General features: G+C 60.4%; 4 protein-coding genes, 2 pseudogenes and 1 other annotated feature. Of the genes and pseudogenes, 4 read left to right on the top strand and 2 right to left on the bottom strand.

All coding sequences use genetic code 11. From position 1 onward, the window contains the following. The first annotated feature begins 1,201 nt into the window (after positions 1 to 1,201). On the top strand, positions 1,202 to 1,708 hold the full coding sequence (locus tag ABT116_RS38100) for a hypothetical protein (RefSeq protein ID WP_003943781.1): 507 nt from the start codon (positions 1,202 to 1,204) through the stop codon (positions 1,706 to 1,708). A gap of 240 nt (positions 1,709 to 1,948) precedes the next feature. Here the strand turns inward: ABT116_RS38100 and ABT116_RS38105 are convergent. Next, positions 1,949 to 2,263: pseudogene (locus ABT116_RS38105) on the bottom strand (integrase core domain-containing protein); the annotation flags it as partial. A gap of 91 nt (positions 2,264 to 2,354) precedes the next feature. Here ABT116_RS38105 and ABT116_RS38110 point away from each other — a divergent pair. After that, the gene (locus ABT116_RS38110; RefSeq protein ID WP_351644007.1) at positions 2,355 to 3,704 is read left to right on the top strand and encodes an IS30 family transposase; all 1,350 of its coding nucleotides are present in this window, start codon (positions 2,355 to 2,357) and stop codon (positions 3,702 to 3,704) included. Positions 3,705 to 3,711: 7 nt separating this feature from the next. Here ABT116_RS38110 and ABT116_RS38115 read toward each other — a convergent pair. Beyond that, positions 3,712 to 4,365, bottom strand: a pseudogene (locus ABT116_RS38115) (IS3 family transposase); the annotation flags it as partial. Next, positions 4,240 to 4,369: a sequence feature (AL1L pseudoknot), on the bottom strand. Its footprint overlaps the pseudogene before it by 126 nt. A 76-nt stretch (positions 4,370 to 4,445) precedes the next feature. Between ABT116_RS38115 and ABT116_RS38120 the strand changes: the two are divergent. Together ABT116_RS38120 and ABT116_RS38125 are read left to right on the top strand one after the other, a co-directional pair. Beyond that, positions 4,446 to 5,471: a tyrosine-type recombinase/integrase gene (locus tag ABT116_RS38120; RefSeq protein ID WP_003943780.1), complete on the top strand. Its 1,026-nt coding sequence runs from the start codon at positions 4,446 to 4,448 to the stop codon at positions 5,469 to 5,471. A gap of 167 nt (positions 5,472 to 5,638) precedes the next feature. Then, on the top strand, positions 5,639 to 6,724 hold a 1,086-nt coding region (locus ABT116_RS38125), incomplete at its 3' end, for a tyrosine-type recombinase/integrase (RefSeq protein ID WP_351644011.1).

Genomic DNA, 6,724 nt, shown 5'->3' on the forward strand with positions numbered 1-6,724 from the left:
GACGAGCAAGAGGGGGAAGCCGTATGACCGCCCATCAGGAGTACGCCGAGCGGTGCTGCGGTACCCGCCTCCGACCACGACACCGACAACCATCTCGGCAAGCAGAACGCCGACAGTGACACCGAGAACCGTGGCCGACGCGACCGTCAATGCGACATCGGCAGATGCTGGACGATGATCGTTGATCGCAATCCCTCTCACGCTGGCGATGTACTCGCAGAGATCATCACATGCCGGACAAGCGGAAGTCGGACCCGCAATGCGCAATACGGCACGAAACTGGGGCCGCCCGTTCGAGATCGCCAGCTACTACGAGGAGGTCAAACCACGTAAGGGTTCGATATGGAGCCCGCAGTATTCCGGTTTCTCTATGACTGCGCAAAAGTACTTGTACATCAGCGCGGGACGAAGCGAAACAAGGATGGGAGGGAGCGTTCGGGTATTTCACCGGCGCCATCGTGAGCGGTGTCGAACGCCTGGTCAACGAAGTGTCCGCTGTGCTTGACACGCGAGCCTGGCAAGTCGAAACGGCCACCGCCCGACTCGAAGGAACTGCGGAAGAGCCAAGCGAGGACTTCCCCGAAGCGCCGAACTCGGGTCGGTGTACGCCGACCTCTACGACCACCAATGCCAGCGCCGAGAAGTAGAAAAACAGCCCTAAGCGGCTCGCGCGAAGAATTGAGTTGCAATAGTGACTCGAACGCAGACCGCGAGAATTCGGCTGGGTGCTTATGCTCAACTCGAAACTGGTGACTTCGAACAACTCGAATGGGTCGATGACCACGACATTTCCTAATCATGGCGAGAAACCGCAACACAGTTGGAGCTCAGTCGCTTGGCAGCAGTTGTCGAGCTTGCAACGGTTTCCGAGCTTTCGACAAGCAAGAATCAGACAACTTTTATGGCAGCGCCGTAAACACCGGAAATCTCCAACGAGGCCCTATACATTCGAACGTGGCTGAGCAATCTGCGGGCAGGGTTCACCGCGGCTGAGCGGCGTATCTCCCACCCTGACTGATCTGGCGCGACGTTCATTGGCGGAACCGCGACCTTCCGCTTGCCGATCCGTCCGTCGACCACAAGCTCTAACAATGCTCCAACTCCGTGTCCTCGGGGCGTCACGTTGACGTTGCTACGGCGCGCTGCTCCCGAATTATTGCAATACAATGGAATTGACGACTACACGAACGGAGTTACCCCTGTGGCGACCAAGCGCACCCGGATTCATCTCAACCAGCGCATTCGCTGCCTCGACCGATATTTCAACCCAGGCGACATCGCAGACCTCGATACAAAGACCATCCAACTCGTCGAGGCACGGAAACAGTTCGAGATCAATCAAACTGACTCTGATTCCCACACTTACACGCAAAGTGCCAATGCAGTGAGGTTAGCTTTGCTTGCAGCCGGGGACTATAGGTACATCGAAGTCAACGGAACTCCCGTATCCCTACTCAAGCTCACCGGCATCAACCCCTCGTGGATCGGAATCACTTTACTGATGAGTGACGGATCCGAAATTCAGGTAATAAAGACAGCTGTCACGGAACTGCAACGAGCACATGAATTGCGACCTGGTAACGAAATCATGCAGGGAGTGCTGTCATCCGAATCCTACCTCCGCACAGGGCATATGGAGTTCCATCTACCTCACCGCCTTGTTGATGCCCTCGAAGATATTGAGGGCAGTTACACGAAGTCGAAGTAGCAGTTCTCAAACTCAGTCCCGTATGATCGAGGTCCTCGGCGCTCGCACCGCAGGCACGGCGCGGCGGTTACGGCAGCTACTGGCACCGTCGTCGATGGCATTGCATTCGTCGACGGTGAGTCTGCCTCTCCGGCAACATGTTCCGGTTCGCGCGCCTGACGAATATTTCGAGTGCTTGGTTGCTATCCCGATCGAGTACTGCCGGGGGTAAGACTGAATCGCTCCGGCGAGTCGGGAGACTTACTGATTTGAGAACTCCGCGATTCGCGTAGTTCTGTGTTCACCGTAGTGGAACGCCTCGAGTTCGGCCGGTGGAACATCGCTGCAGTGCTCGTAGAGGCGTCGGTGGTTGAACCAGTCCACCCATTCCAAGGTGGCGATTTCCACATGTTCGACTGTTCGCCATGGCCCGCGGGGTTTGATCAACTCGGTTTTGTAGAGACCGTTGATCGTTTCGGCGAGAGCGTTGTCGTAGCTCGACCCGGTGGCCCCGATCGAGGTATCGATACCAGCCTCAATGAGTCTGTCGGTGAACGTAATTGACGTGTATTGATTGGGCTCAATCGGTGGACGCAACATTCGAGGTCAGGAGGGTGTTGTGGGTCGTCCATCGGATTGGGTGCGGGAAGTAACGGGCAGGGCTCCGATGAGGTCACCGGGAGCACCGGGCCATCCTCGGTCGAAGGAACGGCAGTTTTGGGACCAGATCGCCACAGGCAAGCTTCCTCGTGAGGCAGCTGACGCTGTCGGCGTGGGACAGCCTGCGGGCCAGCGGTGGTTCCGGCACGCTGGCGGGATGACGCCGTACTCGTGGCCCGCGCCGGCAGGCAGGTACCTCTCTTTGGCAGAGCGTGAGGAAATCGCGATCCTGCACGCCACAGGCCATGGGGTGCGCTCGATAGCGGGTGCCATCGGGAGGAGCCCGTCGACGATCTCGCGGGAGTTGCGGCGTAACGCTGCCACGCGTGGCGGCACGCTCGAGTACCGCGCCAGCGTGGCGCACTGGAAAGCCGAGTTGTTTGCTCGTCGCCCGAAGACCGCCAAGCTCGCGGCAAACGATCGGTTACGGCACTACGTCGAGGACCGACTCTCAGGCCAGATCACCAAGCCGGGCGGCGATGCTGTCGCCGGACCGCTCGAACGGCAATGGAAGGGCTTGAACAAGCCGCATCGGCAGGACCGCCGATGGGTGAAAGCGTGGAGCCCTGAGCAGATTTCGCACCGGCTACCGATCGATTTCCCGGATGATGAGTCCATGCGGATCAGCCACGAAGCCATCTACCAGTCCCTGTTCATCGAGGGTCGCAGTGCGCTGCGCCGCGAACTCATCTTGTGCCTGCGCACCGGCCGCGCTCTTCGGATGCCACGCGCGAGAGCGAAACGCGTTGCCTGGGCCCATGTGACACCGGACGTACTCATCAGCGAGCGTCCCGAAGAAGCCGACGACCGTGCGATCCCCGGGCACCACGAAGGTGATCTCATCATCGGCACGGACAGGTCCGCGATCGGCACCATCGTCGAGCGCACAACCGGATACACCACCCTCGTGCACCTGCCTCGGGAACAAGGGTGGCGACAGCAACCGATCACCAAGAACGGGCCGGCACTGTCGGGATACGGAGCGGTGTCGATGAACAGAGCGTTGGCACAGGCACTGGCGTCGATGCCCACCGAACTCAAACGCTCGCTGACCTGGGACCGAGGAAAGGAAATGTCCGCACACGCCCAGTTCACCATCGACACCGGGCTGAAGGTGTACTTCGCCGATCCGCACAGCCCGTGGCAACGAGGTACCAACGAGAATGCGAATGGACTACTGCGCCAATACTTTCCGAAGGGAACTGATCTCTCGCGATGGAGCCCAGACGATCTCGCGGCAGTCGCACACGCTCTCAACACGCGACCACGGAAACGACTCCAATGGCGAACCCCCGCTGAAGCTTGGGACGAACACCTACGATCAATTCAACAGCAACGTGTTGCTTCGACCAGTTGAATGCGCCTTGCGATCCGCGGTCGTTGTGGTGGATGAGCCCGGACAGGTCGGTAATTCCTTCTCGGCGTCGGGTCCAGATTGCGTGCTCGATGGCATCGAGCACCAGCGGTGTCGTCATTGTCGTCGCGGTGTGCCATCCGAGGATTCGGCGTGAATATGCATCGATGACGAACGCGACGTACACCCAACCCGACCACGTCGAAACATAAGTAAAGTCGGCTACTCACAACACATTTGGCGCAACCGGGTTGAACTTTCGCTGTACCAGATCGTCCGCTCGACGGCCTTGTGGATCTGCGATAGTGGTCCGTTTCGCCTTGCCTCGATGTGCACCTTCGAGCCCGAGGGCACCCATCAACCGTTCGACCGTGCACCGGGCCACGTCGATGCCTTCTCGACGCATTTCCAGCCACACCTTCCGGGCTCCGTAGACCGAATAATTCTCGGCATGTACACGGCTGACCTCGGCTTTGAGCTCTTCGTCGCGCACAGACCGTCGAGATGCAGGACGGTTGCGGGCTTCGTAGTAGGTGGACGGCGCAATAGAGCAGCCGTGCTCGCTGAGCACCCTGCACATCGGCTCGACGCCGTACTCGCTTTTGTATCGGTTGATGTAGTCGATGATCACTTGTTGTTGCGGTCGAGCTCCGCTGCGAAGAAAATCATGATATGTGGGTGATCTGACGCATCCAGTGTCAGGCTGATCATGTCGGTTGTCGGCTCGATCGAGGAGGCCCCACAATGAATGCTTTCGTCCCAGCGCTGGTCCGGCCGCCTGGCGAAATTCCACGACTCGGCGAACCACTTCTCGATGAATACCTACGCTTCGTCGCTGCGAGAGCACGAACCAACACCCTCCTGGCACAGACGTTCGACCTGAAAGTCTTCTTCACCATCATCGGCAAGGAACCGACGCAGGTGAGCACCAGCGATGTACTGGCTTTCATTCAAGCGCAACGACTTCCACGCAAAGAGAATGTGGTCCGCCTCAGCGACGGCGAATCGGGACTGGCCACCTCGACCATCAAACGTCGACTGGCGTCGATCTCCGGCCTGTTCTCCTACCTCCATGAGCGTGGGCTGGTCGAGAAGAATCCCGTGCCGCGAGGCCTCTCGACCCGGTCAGGACGCTCTCACGTTCGCGGGACCCCACTGATCAGAGCGCCGCGGCGCCTCCCACGGGTACTGAGCCCCGACGAGGTCAACGCACTATTGGCCGCGCTACGCTGCGAACGAGACCGGGCGATGGTCCTGTTGATGCTGTTCGGCGGACTACGCCGATGCGAGGTGCTGGGCTTACGGATGCCCGATGTCCGACCCGGTGAGCGACGAGTGTTCGTCGCCGCCGGCAAAGGCGGCCACCAACGCATCGTCCCGGTCGCACCGACCTTCTTCGAAAGCCTCGGCCGCTATCTCGACGCCGAACGCCCGATCGACAGTGCCACCGATCATGTCTTCGTGGTCCTCAAACGTCCCAGACGCGGCAACCCGCTTTCCGCGGCCGGTCTCGATGAAATTCTCTCCGGCGCCCGAGTTCGAGGCGGGTTACCTCATGCGACATGTCACGAACTTCGACACACCTGCTTCACCCGACTCCGCGAATCGGGGATGGCGTTGGAGGCGATTCAAGCTCAAGCCGGGCACGCATCCATCGAGTCCACACGCATCTATCTGCATCTGGCCAACGACTGGCTGATCGGCGAGTATTCCAAGGCGATGGACATTCTCGACGGCATCGCCGGTGACATCCCTGGAGATGCGAAATGAGCGTTCCGACAGACTCTTTGAGAAAACCTGAGTCAACCGCGGCCCGCACATACGTTCACGCGGTCACCAATGCACATGCCCACCGAACCCGACTCCGGGCTGTCCTGCGGTTCGAGGACAGGTTCGGTGATCTCGGCGCATGGAACGCGCTACCGGTGTCGGCGCGCATGGCAGCTTCCGACATCGTGCGCGCGTTCGTTGCCTTCGCGGCCGTCTTCGAGTCGGTGGCCGTCGATGCGATCTCTGTTGTGCAATCATCATCGAAATGGGGCGCCCATCTGGCCGAACGTGAACCCGTAGCTGCTTCCACATTCCGCACGCAGGCAACAAGTTTGGGATTCTGCGAGCGCGAGGCAGGGAAGATGTGGTCCAAACTCGCGCAGATCTGTGTCATCGCCGGCGCCACGACCGAGGCGCTCACCTCGGCGGAGTATGTCGCGGCCCGGGCCCAGTTTCATTCCGCCGTAGTCGCCAAGGTCGGGCGTGCACCGAAATCGTTGAACGCGCCACTCTTTGGGCTCGATGCGCTCATGTTCCATCGCGGCCAAGGACCCCGGCCACATCCGCGCAAACGCTGGGCAGCACGATCGGTGCCCGAGATCGGTTGGGACCGCGCCGAGGAGTGCGCGCCCGTCATGGTCGCTACGATGCGCCGTTACCTCGACCAGATCGGCATCAGCCTGCGGGTCTCGTCGGTGGACTGCATCGAGACCACACTGCGCCAGTTCGCCGGCCATCTGGCCACCACCAGCGACGTAGTCTGCGTCGCCGACATCGACCGCACCCACATCGAGGCCTACAAGACCTGGTTGGCGGCACGGCCGGGGTATCGCAAGAACACGAACCTGTCCAAGACCACCATCGGCATGCGCATGGGGCACCTGAGCGCGTTCTATCCACGCATCATCGCATGGGACTATCCTGATATCCCTGCCCGAGCGCCGGTCTACTCCTCGGACCGGCCGATCAAGGACAAGCCGCTACCGCGATTCCTCGACGACGGCGCCGCCGCCAAGTTCTTGACCGCAGCCCGCAACCTGCCCGACGAGTTCGGTCGCCTCGCCATCGAAATGCTCTCACGTACCGGCATGCGCAAAGGCGAACTCCTCGACCTGACAATCGATTCGGTCGTCCAGATCGGTTCCGCCTACTGGCTCCGCATCCCCGTCGGCAAGCTCCACAACGACCGGTACGTCCCCTTGCATCCCCACCGGACAGGGCGCCCAGCGCGCCGGCATGGGCCGCGAACTGTA

The organism is Streptomyces sp. NPDC002130 (assembly GCF_040296465.1).
Lineage (GTDB): Bacteria > Actinomycetota > Actinomycetes > Streptomycetales > Streptomycetaceae > Streptomyces.

Bases quoted from the DNA above. Each gene is read 5' to 3' on its own strand.
- ABT116_RS38110 (WP_351644007.1), top strand. From the start codon at position 2,355: ATGAGGTCACCGGGAGCACCGGGCCATCCTCGGTCGAAGGAACGGCAG.
- ABT116_RS38120 (WP_003943780.1), top strand. From the start codon at position 4,446: ATGAATGCTTTCGTCCCAGCGCTGGTCCGGCCGCCTGGCGAAATTCCA.